This window comes from Chlorogloeopsis fritschii PCC 6912, from assembly GCF_000317285.1.
Classification (GTDB): Bacteria; Cyanobacteriota; Cyanobacteriia; order Cyanobacteriales; family Nostocaceae; genus Chlorogloeopsis; species Chlorogloeopsis fritschii.
Map to the genome: position 1 here is coordinate 1 of NZ_AJLN01000082.1, position 17,847 is coordinate 17,847.

Here is a 17,847-nt window from a genome sequence, read left to right on the forward strand (position 1 = left end):
TTGAAGTTCAATATTGAATTTGGTAACGAGAGAAAAACCAAAAAATCTCATTAAACTTTGAGGGGCATTAGATTCATAAATTCAAGGTGTAGATTAACTACCAAAACGCACGCCTTGTCCAACAACATTCCCTTACATAAACGATGAACAGCTTTTTTGGTAAGTGGAATCGCACCCTAAAAAAAAGTTGGGTGTTGCTAGTTCTCTCGATGCTGCTGCCAACTTTTGGATTAAGTTATTCTGCTTTGACAGCACAGCGAATTTATGCATCTTATTCAATCTTAGAATATTCAATTCCCATAGCAGATTTGGAAAAATTTGCCAAAAATGGTGTGGTTGACGAGGAGTTAGCGTTTTATTTACAGTTTCTTAAGCCCAATCAGCAACAAGAATTACGGCGGGCATTAATCACTCCAATTAAAGTTCATCCGGTGGCAGTTTCGCAATTTCTTGACACGCCGCTTGGAGAATTTCTGCTACACAGGTTAACAGCAGCAATCAAAACCAAATCTCACCAACCAAAAGCAGGATTCGCGGCTTTACGGTCAGCCTTAATATTAGCAGCCCAGGAGCCAGATGGCTTAACGCTTTTGAATGTAGTGCGTAAGTATCCTAGTTCCAGCATTCAAATTGACTTAGCACGTACCCTAAAAATAATAGCGGAAGTGGGAAAAATGCTCGACAAAACCAACGGAGCTGTTGCAGCAGTTTCCCAACAGGAAGCAAAAGAAGCCGCTACTATTCCATCATTATTTAATCTCTCCCAGTTACCAGATCTAACTTCTCAGGGAAGATTTGGATTCACAAAACAAACACTGAAGTTTTTTGAGCCAGCGCGCGCACGAGTGTTGGTGACTGATATTTATCTTCCCAACATCGCTACTAAAGTACCTGTAATCCTGATTTCTCACGGCTTGGGTACAGACAGCAGTAACTTTCAATATTTAGCTACTCATCTAGCTTCTTATGGTTTTGCTGTTGTTGTTCCCAACTATCCAGGTAGCGACACGAAACAATTGCGATCGCTCCTAGAAATTCCCGCACAATTATACCACCAACCTCTAGATGTGAAATACATATTAAACCAGTTGCAGGTGAATGCTAAGTTTAAGAATCAGCTAAACTTACAACAAGTTGGAGTATTCGGTCAGTCTTTAGGTGCTCATACAGCTTTAGCCTTAGCTGGTGCAAAAATTAACTTTGAGCAACTAAAAAGAGACTGCAATCAAAAGGTACTCAAACAAACTTGGAATCTGTCATTGCTACTTCAGTGTCGCGCCTTGACAGTACGTGGTGATGAGAAGTATTACTTGCACGATGAGCGAGTTAAAGCTGTAATTGCAGTCAACCCAATTACTAGCAGTATTTTTGGGGAAGCAGGCTTACGTCAAATTCAAGCTCCAGTTATGATTGTCGCCAGTAGTGATGATGCGATCGCACCTGCTGCTTACGAACAAATTTTGCCTTTCTCCTGGATTGCTAATTCACGTAAGTATCTTGTTCTGCTTAAGGGTGGAACCCATTTTTCCATCATTGGTGAGGGTAAAGAAAGTGCCGAGCAAGTAGCATTGCCTTTGGGTTTGGTTGGAGACGATCCCCAGCAAGCGCGTCGCTACATGAATGCTTTAAGCTTGCCTTTCTTTAAAACTTATGTGGCTGGGATGCCAAAATATTCTCCTTATTTAAGTGCCGCCTACGCTAGATCTATTTCTAGCCAGACTATGGGTTTGAGCCTGATTCAATCTTTGACAAGAACTGAACCTTGCCGTCATTGTAGCGAGTAATAGGCTCTTCTCTTGATAGAATCTTTACATATCTTCCGAGGGATGACCTGTATTTTAGTATGCTAAAAGCTTTACCTTGACGGCTGACGACAAGAAATGTGAGTTCATTTGACAAGAGTATATTTTTTAAGATTTGAAAAAGAATATATGGCAGTTCTCAATTGTCTACGCTCAAGCAGCCAACCAGCGATATACTTTGCTGATGAATACATATAAGCTTTGATTTTGGCGAGTTACGTGGGAGTTCATTCACTCCTAATATTGTGTTGCACTTAATGAGAAAGTTCTATATTGAGCTATTGCAAAAGTCTCAAAACCAAAAAATTAAATATTAATTTGTATAAAGTTTCAAGTTTGCAGTTCGGAACTTTAACTCTTTTGGAGTGAGTTTAGTACCTTGTAAGAACTCTTGAAGCTTGGTTCCTTCGCTCGCTTCCGTCGTTTAATCAAGATATGAGCCGATAGTCGATGTGGTGGAGAAGAGTTCATGCATTTGAAAGCAAAAGAACAGTTCAAACAAAAGTTAAGTGGTGTTAAGCGTTCGGCATTCAAGCCCATAACTCAACCAGGTGATGGAGATTTAACTGCATCAAAATTTGCTGGAAAACCGTGGCTAAATGCAGGTGAAAAATGGCCCCTTTGCCCAAACTCTAATCAGCCTATGCAGTTTTTTTTGCAAATTAACCTTGATGAACTTCCTCAAAATGCAAAAAATATCTTTGGAACTGGAATTTTACAATTATTTTATTGTACGAATGTAGTTGAAATTAAGCATGATACAGGATTGTTTGGCAAAACGATTGAAGAATGTGAAAAATTAAAGGAATATGCAACTAAAAATCTGCCATTACCACAAGGTATTGCAGGCACTGTTGTAGATTGGGAAGGAGACATTGGGAAAATCAAATTTGTTGTATATAAAGATTGTGTATCCGATTATGATGGTTGGTCTCCATTTTCACCATGTCAATTAGTGAGAATTGTACAACCAAATCATCAGCCGACAGAATATGAAATACCGGAGATGGAAGGTTTATTTCCTGCTAAATTAATTGTCGGTTGGAAAGAGGTAAGTGACTACCCTAATTGGTTGGAAATAGACGAATTTAAAATTCCCTTAGAGAAGGATGAAGAGGATATTTTAGATGATATTTTAATGGAAGAATTTCATCAAGGTGGAGACAAATTAGCAGGTTGGCCTGATTGGGTTCAAGTTCCTGAATATCCAAAGTGCCCTATTTGTAGTCAACCGATGAATCAATTGGTATTTCAGCTAGAATCAGCTGATAATATACCTTATACGTGGGGCGATGCAGGAGTAGGTTATATTCTTCAATGTCCACAACACAAAGAAGAAGTTGCTTTTTTGTGGCAATGTACTTAAATGAGCAACTAACCTTAATTATTTTCCCGTGCAAGGCTTCCTTAATCTCAACAAACCCTTTGGCTTGACTTCTCACGACTGTATAGCGAAGACACGAAAACTTTTACGAGTAAAGCGAATCGGGCACGCTGGCACTTTAGATCCAGCTGCGACAGGTGTTCTACCGATCGCAGTTGGTAAAGCAACTCGCCTTTTACAATATCTCCCAAAAGAAAAAGCTTACAAAGCGACTATCAGGCTGGGTGTGCGCACCACAACCGATGATTTGCAAGGAGAAATCATTACCCAACAACCAGTTACAGACTTGAATTTAGAAACTGTTAAACTCGCACTGCAACAATTTGAAGGGAAAATAGAGCAAATTCCACCCAATTACAGCGCTATTCAAGTACAGGGGAAACGCCTGTATGATTTGGCACGCAAAGGTGAAACGGTAGAAGTACCAGTGCGAATGGTGGAAGTATTTAAAATGGAAATTTTAGACTGGCGAGCGGGAGAATTTCCCGAAGTCGATGTAGCGATCGCCTGCGGTACAGGAACATATATTCGGGCGATCGCTCGTGATTTGGGTACAGTCTTAAACACTGGTGGTACGCTAGCTGCTTTGCAACGTACCGCTAGTAGTGGGTTCTTTTTAGCAGATAGCCTTACTTTCACTGACTTAGAAGCACAACTGCCAACCGGAACTTTTCAACTTTTTCCCCCCGATGCAGCTTTAAGGCATTTGCAATCTACTAATTTGAATACAATAGACGCACGAAAATGGTGTCAAGGTCAAAAAATAGGCGATCAAGGAAATTCTAATAGTGAAATTTTGCGAGTGTACGCTGAAGACGGGCGCTTTTTAGGTATTGGGCAATCACAAGATGACTTATTGATTCCAGTAGTTGTATTGGAAGCGATTTCATAACAGCTACTTATTAGCTCAAAAGAATAATTGCAGCAATAACTTAAGCATTTATTATCAATGCAAGAGCATTTGTTGCAAGCGCTTCAACGAAAGCTGCAATTGTTTATACATTTCCTGCAATGATTGAAGCATTTATTATAAATAGAAGAGCATTTGCTGCAAAAGCTTCAACAAAAGCTGCAATTGTTTATACATTTCCTGCAATGACTTAAGCATTTCTTATATTTGGAAGAGCATTTGTTGCAAAGAATAAAGTATTTGCTGTAACTACTTATAGCTAACTAATAAACGCTTAAACATTTCTTATGAATGATGTTGCATTGCTAACTTAAGAAAGATAAACGAGGCTAAAATCCTCTTCCCTTCTGCCTCCTGCTCATTCCCAAGTTGAAACATCTCGCAGCACTTCTGGAATTTCTACACAAGAGGGAAACTCTAACACAGTTTCTCGAAAACCCAAATAACCAGATTCGGTAAACGACATTAGCATCCGCGCCAGTGCTAGCCAAACCTCTGATTCGTATTCCCAATCACCATATCGTGACGCCTTACCCGCAATTGAGCGCAGCGCCCAAAAATAACTATTTCTTACCACAGAACCACCTTTTTTAAACTCTGGTAAATCTTCGTGGTGCAAGAAAAGTACGTCGTTTTCAATATTGGCTCTCATATGATATAGGGTGTCGACTATAGTACTACCTTTTACGGCGCACTTAAGACACCTTTAATAGTGTCTAAAAATTCTTTAATTGTGTAAGGCTTTGGCAAAAATGCTTGCACGCTAATACCACTAGCTTCTAAAAGCTTGTGGTTGGATGTAAGCCCACTAATGGCAATAATTTTGACAGAAGGATTGATTTGTTGCAGAATGCGAATCGCTTGGAATCCATCTATCGACGGCATTTGTATATCCATCAACACCAAACTGATTTCATGTTTGTATTGGGCGTAAAGTGAGAACGCTTCAATCCCATCACTGGCAATCAGTACTCTGTAGTTGAACTCTTCTAGTGAAGTTTTGGCAATATCTCGAATAAATGTTTCGTCATCCACAACCAGAATTAATTCGCCGTTTCCTCTAACAGTTTGTGAATCATCAGTTTCCTGGGTTGCCGATGTCTCAATAGCCCTCAAGAACAGCTTAAATTGGCTTCCCCTTCCCACTTCGCTATACACGCTGACAAAACCATCATGGTTTTTGATAATACCGATCGCAGTGGAAAGCCCTAATCCCGTGCCTTTACCCGGTTCTTTAGTTGTAAAAAAGGGTTCAAAAATTCGCTCTATTAACTCTTGTGGTATACCGCATCCTGTATCCGACACAGTTATGAGCACGTAGTTACCAGCTTTTGCCTCTAAATTCATCCTGGCATAGTTTTCATCAACGCGGAAATTTTGAGCAGAAATACTGAGAGTGCCTCCATTTGGCATAGCATCACGAGCATTTACACACAGATTCATCAACACCTGATGCATTTGGGTGGGATCTGCGAGAATTGTCCAAAGATTTGGCATTGGTAGATTAATGCAAATTTCTATTGATTTGGGAAATGTACTTTTAACAACCTGTTCAATTTCTTTGAGCAGGTGTCTTGGTTGGATAGGAACGTGTTTACCTTCTGCTCCCCGTGCAAACGCTGTAATTTGCTTGACTAATTCGGCACCGCGTTTAGAGTTGTCTTCCAGTATTTTCAGCAGTTGCTGATTTTGCTGATTGAGGTTGGGCAATTTAAGTGGCAGCAGTTGAGCAACTGTCAAAATGGGTGTGAGTATGTTATTCAAGTCATGGGCAATGCCGCTTGCTAGAGTACCCAAGCTCTCTAACCGTTGTGCTCGATAAAACTGAGCTTGAAGTTGTTTTTTCTCGGTGATGTCTGTATCAACACAGAGGATGGATTTGGGTTTTCCCGCTTCATCTTGCATTAGTGTCCAACGGCTGTAAACAATAATTTCTTGTCTAGATTTTGTGATTGTATTGAGTTCACCGTGCCATTCTCCTTGCTCAACAACTGTTTTGAGAGCCTCTTCTACAGATGGTGATATTTGTTTGTATAGAAACTTACAGCAAATTTTACCAACTACTTCTGCTGACAGCCAGCCATAAAGACGTTCAGCGCCTGAGTTCCAGTATAAAATGCGATGTTCTAAATCGCGGACAAAAATGGCATCGGTAGCAACATCAAGCAAGGCTGCCTGCTCGCGGATTTTTTCTTGGGCAAGTTTGCGATCGCTAATATCCTCTACAGCCCCCAGCACTCTTACAACTCTTCCTTGGCTTTCATCCCACTGGGGTTGGATGCGATCGCGAATCCAACGAATTTCCCTGTGCTTGGTTATAATCCGATACTCCAGTGCTTGAGAGTGTTTTTGCTGGAGCAAGCCATTAAAAAACTGACGCACGGTTGGCACATCGTCGGGATAAATTACATCAAACCATGTACGTGTTCCATCAAATAACTCTTGATGGGAATAGCCTGTAATCTTAATCAGATTTGAGGTTGCCCATTCCTCGATTACCGTTCCTTCGGGGGTAATACGGGTGGAATAAATATAGTCTGATGTCAGTTCGGTGATAGTACGATAGCGGGCTTCGCTTTCTCGTAAAGCAAGTTCGGCAGCTTTGCGATCGCTGATATCTTGTCCAATACCAATATTACTACCGTCTGTGAGGCGGACATTAGCCCAAGTTGTATCAATGACTTTACCGTTGCGCGTGCGAGTCTTAAAATCGCTCCATCGGCGATCGGCAGCGGCGATAAACTCCAGAACATACTGGCGATAATCTGGATCGGGATAGAATTCCGCCAATAAATCGCGCCCTTGGATCTCCTCGGCACGCCAACCGAGAACGCTTTCCCACTCTCGGTTTGCCCATCTAAACTGCCCGTGGGAGTTAAACAGCGCCAGCATCACAGGAACATGATCGAAAATCGTCTGGAGCAGTTCATTTTTCTGTTGTAGAAGCGCATTTGTTCGGGAAAGTTCAGCAGTTCGTTCTTCGACTCGCTTTTCTAATTCATCATGGGCAGCCTGTAACCTTTGTTCCATCTGCTTGCGAATGCTAATATCACGCAGTAACCAGCGCCAGCCCACCTGCTGACCGTTGTTGTCATGTATGCTACTTACAGCAACCATCGCGGGGAAAGGATCTCCTGAGCATGGCTCCAGGTAAACTTCCCAACCCTGCACCTCCTGCAACTGCGCTAATCGAGTCTGAAAGCTCTTGCGTTCTTGCTCCGCAATAAAGGCGAGCAGTGGTTTGCCGATTAAACGCTGCTGTTGTATGGAGAGTAAAGTGGCTGCTGCGCGATTTGCCTCTCGAATATTTCCCCAAGTATCAGTTACTAAGTACCCATCCGGAGCGAACTCGAACAAATCTTGGTAACGCTGGCGCTCCAATTCTATTTCTTGACGACTGGTAGCTATTTGTTCATTCTGCTGACGCTGTTCCTCTTCAGCAACTTGTAATTCTTCCAAGGCTATTTGTAATTCCTGGTTGGCTCGCTGAAGTTCGATGCTTCGCTGTTGCACTCGTAGTTCGCTCTCCTCCAGCTGCCTACTCAGGCGAGTTCTTTCTAATACATTTTGAATAGCAAGATCGAGGTTCGCTACTGTTATATTTTTTTTAACTAAGTAATCAGCAGCACCGCTTTTCATTGCTTGTACTGCTACCTGTTCATCTCCCTGACCCGTTAGTATGATAATGGGTAGTTTTGTTTGACCTAACTGAGTCTTCAAATCGTTCAAAAACTCCAGCCCATTCACATCTGGCAGTAAATAATCAAGCAAAATCACGTCCGGAAATTGCTGCCGACACAACAAGAGCGCCTCTTCCCCAGTTTCCGCCTCTAAAATCCTGTATGTTTGTTGCCGATCCCGTAGTAGGTAGCGACGATAGGTTTCTCGGTCTTCCAGACAGTCATCGACAAGCAGAACTCTCGTTGTAACTATAGTCACTTTTCTTCCTCCGGTTTGTACCAGGAAAACCAAGAAAATAAATTAGCGATCGAGGATAGCTTGAGAGGTATGAAAGTAGAAGCTAAAGTCTTTTATATGACTTTTGAATTGTTGTAAATACTTAAATTAATTTGGTTTGGTTTGTTGATTTTTGGCTTGCTCTAAACCATCCTGAATCAGGATGCGAATCTTCTGAGCTAGTGATAATTGACACCAGAGTTTATCGTTTGAGTATGCTCGTTCAATTTCTTCCCTTAAACCTTCAATATCTACTGAAATTCGCTTTGCCATAACATATTTTTTTAGCTTTTTATAAAGTACCTAGAAAAGTACACCTTGAGTTGAAGTACTTCAATATGATTCACATAAATTCATTTAGCTTTAAGTCAGGATATTGAAAAAGGCAGAAGGCAGAAGGAAGAGAGGGGAAACGGAAGAAGACAAGGGGAGCAATGAACAATTGTACAGACGCGATAAATCGCGTCTCTACCCAATGATCAATGACTAATGACTAATGACAAATTACAAATTCGATGTTAAACCAATCCGAAAAGTAAAGCCAGGGCTGTAGGTACGATTTACTCGCTCGTATTGTTCATCTAATAAGTTTTCTAAGTAAACTGTAATCCCTAAAGTTTGGGTGATGGGTACGCGAGCGCTGAAATCTAAATTAAAGAAAGATGGGACAAAATCAGTTGTCTTGTCGCCAGGATTAGTAAAGAAAGCTCTGCGAGCGCCACTATTATAAGTAGTATATAAATTCGCCTGCCATCCTCCGCTTGCATAACTAATGCCAGCTTGAGCAACCGAGTAGGGAATCATGCCCAACTGTAAACCTTTTTCTATCCCTGTTTTAATTTGAGCATCTGTATAAGTATAGTTAACAAAAGTAGACCAACGAGAAGCGATTTTCCATCGTAATGCTGCCTCAAATCCATTGGTATCTACCAGCCCAATATTTTCCCATCTGCCATTAATTATTCCCAAGCGATTATCTAAACTACTGCCAAAATAAGTAAACTGCCCGATTAAATTCTCAGAAAAATTAACATCAACTCCCGCAGTCCAAGATGAGCCTGTTTCTGGCTCTAAATCTGGATTAGGCAACCACCCATGTACTGTATCATAAACATATAATTGATCTAATCCCGGATTGCGCTGCCCTCCTGTCCAACTGCCGCGCACTGCAAGGCTTGGTGTTACAGCATAACGCAATCCTGCACTGGGATTTAAATAATTTCCAAACTGACTATCAAAGCTTTGCCTCAAGCCAAAATCTAGCTGCAAAGCATTAGTGATATTCCAAGTGTTAACAGCAAATAATCCTGTATTGAATACGTTCCTATCTTCAATTTCATTTAAGGCTATGCGATCGGGGCGTGTACTATCAGTCTCACTATTTAAATCAGTATTTTTTAAATCTAATCCCCAGCGTAATTTATTATTTGGGGTGAGTTGCCATTCGTGATCAATTCTTGCTGTCAATTGTTGTGTATCTAAAACACCTGTACGGTAATATTCTACGCCTCTGAAAACTGTGGGGCCATAAGTACTAAAGTAATCTTGATTGTAACCGAGTGTAGTTGTCAGAACAGAATTCTCACCATTGCCTAATAGAGTTTTCCAAGATAAACCAAGATTTAATCCATCATGATCTAATCTGTCTTTTTGTAGCGGAAAACCAAAATAAACTAAACCCCGACGGCTGCTAAGTTTAGTTACATCTAAGCTCAGAGTATTTTTGTCATTTAAATCAAATATTAAGTTGCCAAAGTAGGTACTAGTGGCAGTATCTGCATTGAATAAATAACCTTCAGCATCACGATTCGCCGCACCTTCTGGAACCCGGTAACGATTATCAGTAAAAAACCTTTCAAAACTAAAATTATATCTCACAGAACCTAAGGAACCAGCATAACTAGCTTGCTGATTATTTAAACTTAAGGAGCCAAATTCCGCAGTAGCATTTAATTTAGGAATACTGCTACCTTCTTTGGTGATAATATTAACAACCCCACCAAAAGTCGATGAGCCATATAAAATAGAAGCTGCACCACTGTACAGTTCCACTCGTTCTATTGCTTCTGTTGGAATACTATTTAAATCAGTTGCACCATGATAGGTATTAATATTAGTATTAATTGGTCTACCATTAATTAAGAATATAGATTGATTAATTGAAGCTCCCCGGTAGTATGTACCAGTGTGAATATCTGCACCAGGCCCGACATCATTGATAGCAAATCCCGGCATTCTTTTCAAAACATCAGCAACACTTGTAGAGCCTTGCTTTTCAATTTCTTCTTTCTCAATCACATAAGTAGGAGTAGATAACGGTAGAGAATCTTTTTCTCCTGTTACCTCTATTTCTATATCTCCTTCATTTCTTGAATCTTCTTCTATGTCTCCCTCATTAGTGGAATCTTCGTTGATGGGCGGTTCTGTTTCTGCTGGCTTTTCTGACTCTTCCGATTCAGACTGTTGAGTTAATAATTGAGCTTCAGTAGCAGGTAATTCGATTTCACTTAAACTGGGAATTTCTAAATTTTTTTGAAGCAATTTGTGAATTGGTTGTTGACTTTCTTCAGTATCAACAGCTAAAGCAGGATATGCTATCAACAGACTTGGTACAGCAAATGAAAGCAGAAACAGACAAATTTTCACTTTATTATTTATCACCGCTTGTAAAAATACTCAGTGATATTTTTAGGGTTTCTACAATTTGCTGTCAAAAGACAAGCTGTCATACTTTTGCTTCCACCAGAGCAATTTCCACTGTGGATGGAATTTGTTGTCGCACAATCTTAATTAGAGATAAGGTTTTTTCGTATGCAAGCTTCTCTCCTTGGTATCCAAAGTGTTTAGCTGCCTTTTTTAAGTCAGCTATTGCAGATTGTTCGTAACCAAGGTGATGAAGGGCGATTCCTCGGTTAATATAAGCATCGCCATCGCTAGGATTTAGCTGAATAACTTCAGTAAAATTACGTACTGCACTAGCGTAATCTTCGTTTTTGGCACAAGCACAACCCCGATTGAAAAAAGCTCTATCATCAGCCGCATTCAAACGAATCGCCATGTTAAAGTCGTGCATAGCCGCTTGTAAGTTTGTTAACTGCAAACGCGCTAATCCTCGATCATTGTAGATATCAGCAACTAAAGGATTAGGTAAGTGGGGAGTTTGACTGAGGGCGAGATTGTAGTCAGCAATTGCCTGCTGATAATTTGCTAAAGAGGCTTGGGCTACCCCTCGATTGTAGTAAGCTCGAAAATCATAAGGTTTGAGTGCGATCGCTTTCTCATCATCAGCGATCGCTGCTGGATAATTTCCTTGTCTGTAGTAGGCAAGCCCCCGGTTGAGGTAAGCATCTGCCTTGTCGGGTGCCCAGTTTATCACTTGCGTGCAGTCGGCGATCGCTGCTTGATAATCTTCTATTTTGAGATTGGCAAGACAGCGATTACTATAAGCCGCGACAAAATCTTGTTTCTTCTCAATCGCCTGTTGGAAAACTTTAATTGCTTCATGATAATTACCATGTAGCATATTCTCCACCCCTAATTGAAACAAGTCATTCGCGGTGGCTTGAGTAAAAGATGTGGCTAGTGAATGGGCAGGTGAAGCAAGAAAAAAACAGGTAAGTGTGACGGCAATAACTAAATTACCAATTAATCGATAGCAATAATTCATAAGATTTAATTAGGTTGGTATCAATAATAAAAGTATTTTTTGTTGTAGTAGGGGCGGGTTTATATAAAAGATATTTAGACTATTTAGAGAAATTGCCTCTAAAGCCCGTCAGTACATTAGTTAATAGTTAATTTTTTGACTATAAAGTACGGGCGGGTTTAGAAGATAAATTATCAGTTTGAACGGCAAAATCATTAGCAAAACCCGCCCCTACTAACTACTAACCACTCACTACTTAAAACTTTACTTCCAGCCTTGCTCGGCTTGTTCTAAAACATATGTTGCTACATCTTCAATTTGTTCTGTTTTCAAACGCCCCTTAAAGGCAGGCATCGCATTTTTACCATTCGTTACTTGGGCAATAATTGCATCTTTTGAGTACATACCATACTTGTCCAATGCTTCTTTTTTCAGGCTTTTTTCTGCTTGAACCAAATTTTTCCCACCAGCATGACAAGCTGCACAATTAGCACTAAAAACTTTAGCACCGCTAGCGGCATCTGCTGCCAAAGCAGAGTGACTAAAAGTAAAAGTTAAAATTGCGATCCCAAGTAACAACACTGTAAAGAACTTTTTCATCCCGTGTTTCCTCTGCAATTAAGGCATATTGAGTGCAATATCCTCCTTAATTTTCAGGCTCACAGTTTTTTCTCGTCAAAAGACAAGTTGTCAAAGTTAGTTATTTGTCATTTGTCATTGGTTAGTGGTTAGTAGTTAATTGTCTGTTGCTCCCCCATCTTCCCCCCTGCTCCCTTGCACCCCTGCTCCCTCTGCTCCCCCACTTCCCCACTACCCATTCCCTAAATCAGCAAGTGCCTCTCCTGTGACGCGGCAAATCTGCCACTCATCCAAAATAACTGCTCCCATGCGGCGATAAAATTTAATGGCTGGCTCGTTCCAATCGAGAACACTCCACTCTAATCTTCCACAATTTCTCTCTACAGCTATTTGAGCAACTTTAGTTAAAAGAGCTTTGCCAATGCCTTGGTGGCGATACTCTGGTAGAACAAATATATCTTCTAGATATATTCCTGGCTTTGTCAAAAAAGTTGAATAATTATGAAAAAACAGAGCAAATCCAACAGCTTGCCCTGTATATTCTGCTAATATTGCTTCAACATATTTTACGGAACCGAATAAGTGCTCTTTAAGTGCCAAAGAATTTCCAGTGACAGCATGAGATAGCTTTTCGTACTCTGCTAAAGCTTTAATTAAGGTAAACAGAGTATCGCAGTCATCTGGTTCAGCAAAACGCAATATTAAATTGCTATGCGCAATCATTAATAATTCGCCCTTGGTCATTAGTCATTAGTCATTAGCCCATAATTCATATTCCCTAGTCAATATTGCAGGCTCTTTAAATCTTGGAAAAATGACAAATGACAAATGACAAATTATACTAACCAACCCTTCAAGCGTTTAGCTATATGGGGGCGACGCAATTTGCGCATAGCTTTACTTTGAATCTGCCGTACACGCTCGCGGGAAAGATTAAACATATTGCCAACCTCTTCCAAGGTACAGGGTTCACTGGTTGTTAACCCATATCGCAGCGAAATCACATCTTTTTCCCGTGGGGTTAGTACATCACCCAATACTTCCCAAATCTCCTGTCGCATCATACTTTCGTTCATTTTTGCTTCTGGAGATTGGTTGTCTTCGTCTTCTAGCAAATCCATCAATTCCGTGTCTTCTTCTTTACCAACACGGTGGTTGAGGGAAAGTGCTTGACGACGTAGTTGCTGCAATTGGCGTAATTGTTGCGCCGGAATTTCCAATGCTTCAGCCATTTCTGCTTCACTGGGATTCCGCCCTAATCTTTGTTTAAGCTCTCGTTGAGCTTTTTTCAATTTATTAAGTTTTTCAACTATGTGAATCGGCAAGCGAATTGTTCGCGCATCGTTAGCGATCGCTCTTGTAATTGCTTGTCTGATCCACCAATAAGCATACGTAGAAAATTTATATCCTTTATCTGGATCAAATTTTTCTGTAGCGCGATTTAAACCCATTGCTCCTTCCTGAATTAAATCCAAAAAAGGCACTCCGCGATTTAAATATCGTTTGGCAATTGATACCACAAGGCGCAAGTTAGAGCGAATCATTTTTCGTTTCGCTACCCGCCCTTGATACAAACGATGTTCTAACTGTTTTTCTGTTATCTCTAAATGTGTTGCTATATTTTCCTTGGTAGGCTGATGTCCCAGTTTTTTTTCTAAGGAAGCATATAGTTCGTTGACTTCTTCTAGAAACCGCACTCGCCGCGCTAGTTCAACTTCTTCATCAGGTTTGAGTAATGGATAACGCGCCATCTCTTTAAAGAAAGCGCCTACAGCATCATCGTACTCGGTTTTGTTATATCCCGAAGGACGTGCTGCTGCCATCTCATCCCCAACGCGATCGTCTATTTCCAGATTTTCTAAGTTTTCGATAATGGGGGATTCTTCATCTGCCACTGCTTCTAAATTATCAAGAGTTGGTTCTTCATGATCAGCAGCATTTTCTATCATTGTCATTGTTCCCAATTCAGCAATATTCATAGCTTCCTTCAGGGATGGTTGCTTGGTTTGGTACATAAGTTAGTGACAGCTGCTCTAAGATACTTTCCAGTTTTTATATGTGACAAATGCACCTGTCTTTTAGCAAAACTTTTTTCTGCTAATTCAGAATCGATCCCGAACCTCAATTTTCATGTATCATGTCTAAAGTTCACCAGAAATGATTAGTTTTCAATATCACTGGCGACTTTAGCAGTTGGTTACAAGTGGATACACTTCCTCACAAATACAGAGCATTACTATTCCAACATTCATGATTTTGTTCGGCGATCCATATATTTTTCATCTTTTTCTCAATTACAAAATATGTCAAACCCCCTCAATTAAAATTGCTTAAACTTAACAAATATAAAACTTATCCTTAGAATTTACTAATTTATTAAATCTTCATATATTTTTCTAAGGTTTTATTACCTCTATACATTGCAATTCCTTAAACTTAATCAGCAAGATAGGATTAAGTTATAGATAACTTAAGAATTTACAGTCAATGCTATAAAATTGACAGCACAAGGTGTAGCAACGTATTGCCTGGTAAAAAGGATCTCATATACTGACAGTAATTAATATCTATCAATAGGGAGAAAAGCTCTATCACCTAGTTAGTATACAGAGGAAATTTACGTCACAGGGCGAATGGATTAGTTGTATCGAGACTAGATTAAAGATGCATTACCTCACTATAGATAATCTTCATTCCGGTGTTGAAATAACATAAGAGGAAACTTATCAAGTATTATGTCTGATGACAGTATTGCGAACTACATTTTTAGTGAGGCAACACAGGTGGTTATAGTTGAGTGAGTAAGGGTAGATTTCAGCAACGAGCACAAGGAAAATATTTATCTATATATATATTGAGGAACTATGTATATTAATGATGTAAGTTTGGCTCCTTTAGTTGTTGCTGAACCAGGTACCTCCTACGACTCAAGCAAAAATGAAAATCGGTGGGTTGAAGTTCTGGTAGACTGTCCGGGAATTGCAAAAGAAGCTGCAACCCAACCAGAGGAAGGACAAAAAGAAGAAAAACTATATACCTATCGATTACCAGTAGGGTTAGAAGTAAAACCAGGGGATATTTTAAGTGTGCCATTTAAATGGCAACAGGTAGGAGGGATAGCTGTTCGTTTACTGGCTCAACCTCCTGCGAAGCTCTTGCCCGAAGACATAAGGGATGTGGAAGATGTTATCCACCCAAAATTTTTTCGAGAAACCTATTGGCAGTTGCTCGAAAGGGTGTCGCAGTACTATTACACCCCCCTAATCCAAGTCATACGAACCGCTTTACCACCAGGATTGTTGGGGCGATCGCAAGCTCGTCTTCGTCTCAAACCAGAAAATATTCCCAACGGTGCCAATGAATTCGTGAATTTGGCAGCCCGTGAAATCCTAAAAATTCTTCAATCTCAAAACGATGGAGATTATAGCTTCAAATTCCTCAAACGTCAGGTAAAAGGATTTTATCGGGCAAAAAAGCAATTACTCCAACGCGGATGGGTGGAAACTTATGTACAAATGCCCAGATATTCTCGACCTCAGACAAAACCAGTAGTAACGTTGACTGTTAGTATACCGCCAATCGACCTCAGCAAGCGTCAAAGAGAAATTTTAGAAGTGCTAAGGCGACACGGCGGTGAGTTGTGGCTTTCAGAGTTACTCCAAATTTGCAATACAACTACCCCGACTTTGAAGAGGCTAGAAGAAAAAGGCTGTATTGTGATTGAAGAAAGGGAAATATTACGAAGCGAACGTGCTTCCACAGTCACAGCAGATCAACCAAAATCTTTAAATCCTGCTCAGTATCAGGCATTATCCACCATCACACAAATAAGTGGATATGGAACTGTACTACTGCATGGGGTAACTGGCTCCGGAAAGACAGAAGTTTATTTGCAAGCGATCGCTCCTTTATTAACCCAAGGCAAATCCGCCCTCGTTTTAGTACCAGAAATTGGACTCACACCCCAACTAACAGATCGCTTCCGAGCGAGATTTGGCAACAAAATCAGCGTCTATCACAGCGCCCTCTCCGATGGAGAGCGTTACGACACTTGGCGGCAAATGCTAACAGGAGAACCCCAAGTAGTTATCGGTACGCGCAGTGCAATTTTCGCTCCTCTGCCCAATTTGGGTTTAATTATCTTAGACGAAGAACACGACAGCAGCTTTAAACAAGACTCCCCCATCCCCACCTATCATGCTCGTACTGTTGCCCAGTGGCGTGCCCAATTAGAAAATTGCCCCTTAGTTTTGGGTTCAGCAACACCCTCGCTGGAGAGTTGGATCAGCGTGAGGACAAGTGAAGACACCCAGACGCAGAGACTGGGAGACGCGCAGAAGCTATCAAAAACATTCCCCCCCTCTCCCCCCTCCCCCCCTTCCCTTGTCCTCCTACTACCTCTCCCTCCCCCAACGCATCAACTCTCGCCCTTTGCCGCCTGTGGAAGTAGTAGATATGCGGCAAGAATTCCAGCAGGGCAATCGCTCCATATTTAGCAAATCCCTCCAACAAGCCTTACAACAACTCAAGCAACGGCATCAGCAGGGAATTTTATTTATTCATCGCCGCGGGCATAGTACATTTGTATCTTGCCGTAGTTGCGGATATGTGCTGGAGTGCCCGCACTGTGATGTGTCGTTGTCGTATCACCACACCGAAGAGGGAGCGCCACAAATTTTGCGCTGTCATTACTGTAATTATGGGCGATCGCATCCGCGTCAGTGTCCCGAATGCGGTTCTCCTTACCTGAAATTCTTTGGTAGTGGTACGCAACGAGTAGCACAAGAATTAACAAGACAATTTCCCGAACTGCGTTTGATCCGTTTTGATAGCGATACTACCCGCACTAAAGGGGCGCATCGAACGTTACTTACCAGATTTGCCAATGGTGAAGCAGATTTATTAGTGGGTACGCAAATGCTCACCAAAGGGTTGGATTTACCACAGGTAACATTGGTAGGAGTTGTCGCTGCCGATGGGCTTTTGCACTTATCTGATTATCGTGCCAGTGAGCGAGCGTTTCAAACCTTAACTCAGGTAGCTGGGCGTGCTGGCAGAGGGGAAGATCCGGGTAAGGTAATTGTACAAACTTACACCCCAGAGCATCCGGTGATTGAGGCGGTGCAAAATCATGATTATCCGTCTTTTATTCGTGCTGAATTAGAACAACGCCAAGCACTGAATTATCCTCCTTACGGCAGGTTAATTCTATTGCGCTTAAGTAGCAACGATCCCACAGAAGTGCAGAACACTGCCCAATTGATAGTAACTGCTTTGCCACAACAAGAAGGTTTAGACATCATGGGGCCAGCACCAGCTAACATATTACGGGTAGCAAATCGTTATCGCTGGCAAATACTATTGAAGATTTCCCTTGATGCGCTGCCACAATTGCCAGATTGGGAGGAAGTGCGTCAACTTTGTCCGCAATCTGTGAGTTTAACTATAGATGTTGATCCCTTAAATATGATGTGATAATTCTATTGGCTACCCAAAAACGTTTATGGGTGAAAATTATGCCCAAGAAAGTTATCATTATTGGTGCTGGGCCTAGTGGAGTTCTGCTTGC

The 17,847-nt window shown here is 41.1% G+C and carries 11 protein-coding genes and 1 pseudogene; 4 read left to right on the plus strand and 8 right to left on the minus strand.

Translation table 11 applies throughout. The features are described 5' to 3' along the window. The first annotated feature begins 143 nt into the window (after positions 1–143). From UYC_RS0115235 to truB, 3 genes are all read left to right on the plus strand, one after another. Positions 144–1,784 carry an alpha/beta hydrolase gene (locus UYC_RS0115235; protein ID WP_016872745.1) on the plus strand — a complete coding sequence of 547 codons (1,641 nt, stop codon included), beginning with the start codon at positions 144–146 and terminating at the stop codon, positions 1,782–1,784. Between the two features lie 487 nt (positions 1,785–2,271). Further along, complete coding sequence (locus UYC_RS0115240; protein ID WP_016872744.1) at positions 2,272–3,168, plus strand: DUF1963 domain-containing protein; 897 nt, start codon at positions 2,272–2,274, stop codon at positions 3,166–3,168. A 28-nt stretch (positions 3,169–3,196) separates the two neighbouring features. Further along, entirely contained in the window at positions 3,197–4,078 is an 882-nt protein-coding gene (gene truB, locus UYC_RS0115245) for a tRNA pseudouridine(55) synthase TruB (RefSeq protein WP_016872743.1), read from the plus strand. A 376-nt stretch (positions 4,079–4,454) separates the two neighbouring features. On the opposite strand, the gene UYC_RS0115250 is transcribed toward truB, so the two are convergent. The 8 genes from UYC_RS0115250 to UYC_RS0115290 all read right to left on the minus strand — a co-directional run bounded on the left by UYC_RS0115250 (position 4,455) and on the right by UYC_RS0115290 (position 14,293). Next, a complete protein-coding gene (locus UYC_RS0115250) occupies positions 4,455–4,748 on the minus strand; it encodes a hypothetical protein (protein WP_016872742.1) in 294 nt (97 codons plus the stop codon). A gap of 32 nt (positions 4,749–4,780) precedes the next feature. Next, positions 4,781–8,035 carry a hybrid sensor histidine kinase/response regulator gene (locus tag UYC_RS0115255; RefSeq protein WP_016872741.1) on the minus strand — a complete coding sequence of 1,085 codons (3,255 nt, stop codon included), beginning with the start codon at positions 8,033–8,035 and terminating at the stop codon, positions 4,781–4,783. Positions 8,036–8,161: 126 nt separating this feature from the next. Further along, positions 8,162–8,326 carry a hypothetical protein gene (locus UYC_RS38940; protein ID WP_016872740.1) on the minus strand — a complete coding sequence of 55 codons (165 nt, stop codon included), beginning with the start codon at positions 8,324–8,326 and terminating at the stop codon, positions 8,162–8,164. Between the two features lie 231 nt (positions 8,327–8,557). Continuing rightward, the gene (locus tag UYC_RS0115265; RefSeq protein ID WP_016872739.1) at positions 8,558–10,699 is read right to left on the minus strand and encodes a TonB-dependent receptor plug domain-containing protein; all 2,142 of its coding nucleotides are present in this window, start codon (positions 10,697–10,699) and stop codon (positions 8,558–8,560) included. Between the two features lie 79 nt (positions 10,700–10,778). Continuing rightward, positions 10,779–11,720, minus strand: a complete 942-nt coding sequence (locus UYC_RS0115270; protein ID WP_016872738.1) for a tetratricopeptide repeat protein — start codon at positions 11,718–11,720, stop codon at positions 10,779–10,781. 243 nt (positions 11,721–11,963) lie between these two features. Further along, entirely contained in the window at positions 11,964–12,299 is a 336-nt protein-coding gene (gene petJ, locus UYC_RS0115275) for a cytochrome c6 PetJ (RefSeq protein ID WP_016872737.1), read from the minus strand. A gap of 210 nt (positions 12,300–12,509) precedes the next feature. After that, complete coding sequence (locus UYC_RS0115285) at positions 12,510–13,001, minus strand: GNAT family N-acetyltransferase (protein WP_026087313.1); 492 nt, start codon at positions 12,999–13,001, stop codon at positions 12,510–12,512. Between the two features lie 113 nt (positions 13,002–13,114). Next, the gene (locus UYC_RS0115290; protein WP_016872734.1) at positions 13,115–14,293 is read right to left on the minus strand and encodes an RpoD/SigA family RNA polymerase sigma factor; all 1,179 of its coding nucleotides are present in this window, start codon (positions 14,291–14,293) and stop codon (positions 13,115–13,117) included. Between the two features lie 849 nt (positions 14,294–15,142). On the opposite strand from UYC_RS0115290, the pseudogene priA reads away from it, so the two are divergent. Then, positions 15,143–17,753 (plus strand): annotated as a pseudogene (gene priA, locus UYC_RS40350) (primosomal protein N'). The last annotated feature ends 94 nt before the right edge of the window (positions 17,754–17,847 follow it).